At 73.4% G+C, this 931-nt stretch carries 1 pseudogene; it reads left to right on the top strand.

The annotated features are described in order from the left end of the window. Positions 1-931, top strand: a pseudogene (locus tag G3N96_RS38785) (nodulation protein NfeD); the annotation flags it as partial.

The following is a 931-nucleotide window of genomic DNA, read 5'->3' as shown; positions in this document are numbered from 1 at the left end:
CGGCGTCGCCGGTGCAGTTCGGCATCGGCGGCGCCGCGCCGCCGGGCGGGAATCCTGCGGCGCCGCGGATGCCGGGCGGCACCTCGGGGGCGTCAGGCGCGTCCGATGCGTCCGCCACGGTGGCCGCGCTGCCGACCGATACCCAATCGACCGAGATCCGCAAGGCGATACAGGACGCCTCCGCGTATATCCGCGGCCTCGCGCAACTGCGCGGGCGCAATGCCGAATGGGCCGAGCGCGCGGTGCGCGAGGCCGTGAGCCTGTCGGCGAGCGAGGCGCGCGCGCAGCATGTGGTCGACCTGATCGCGCAGGATCCGGCCGATCTCGCCCGGCAGCTCGACGGCCACACCGTGACGACCACCGCCGGCACCGTGCGGCTCGCGACCGCGCATGCGCCGCTCGTCGCGGTCGAGCCCGACTGGCGCAGCCGCTTCCTGGCGATCATCGCCGACCCGAACGTCGCGCTGATCCTGCTGACGATCGGCATCTACGGCCTCTTCTTCGAGTTCGCGAACCCCGGCTTCGTGCTGCCGGGCGTGGCCGGCACGATCTGCCTGCTGGTCGGGCTGTTCGCGATGCAGTTGCTGCCGATCAGCTATGCGGGCCTCGGCCTCGTGCTGCTCGGTCTCGGCTGCCTCGTCGCCGAGGCCTTTCTGCCGACCTTCGGCGTGCTCGGGTTCGGCGGGATCGTGTCGTTCACGATCGGCGCGCTGATGCTGATCGACACCGACGTGCCCGGCTACGGGATTCCGTGGCCCGTGATCGCGAGCCTCGCGCTCGGCGGCGGGCTGCTCGTCGCGGGCGTATCGAGCGTCGCGCTGCGCGCGCGCCGCCGCCCGGTCGTGACGGGCGCCGAGGCGATGGTCGGCAGCATCGGCGAGGTGCTCGACGACGGCCTGCTGGCCGACCAGCCGCACGGTGCGGCCGGTGC

The organism is Burkholderia sp. Se-20373 (assembly GCF_017104705.1).
GTDB lineage: Bacteria > Pseudomonadota > Gammaproteobacteria > Burkholderiales > Burkholderiaceae > Burkholderia.
This window is presented reverse-complemented; position numbering and strand designations above follow the sequence as displayed.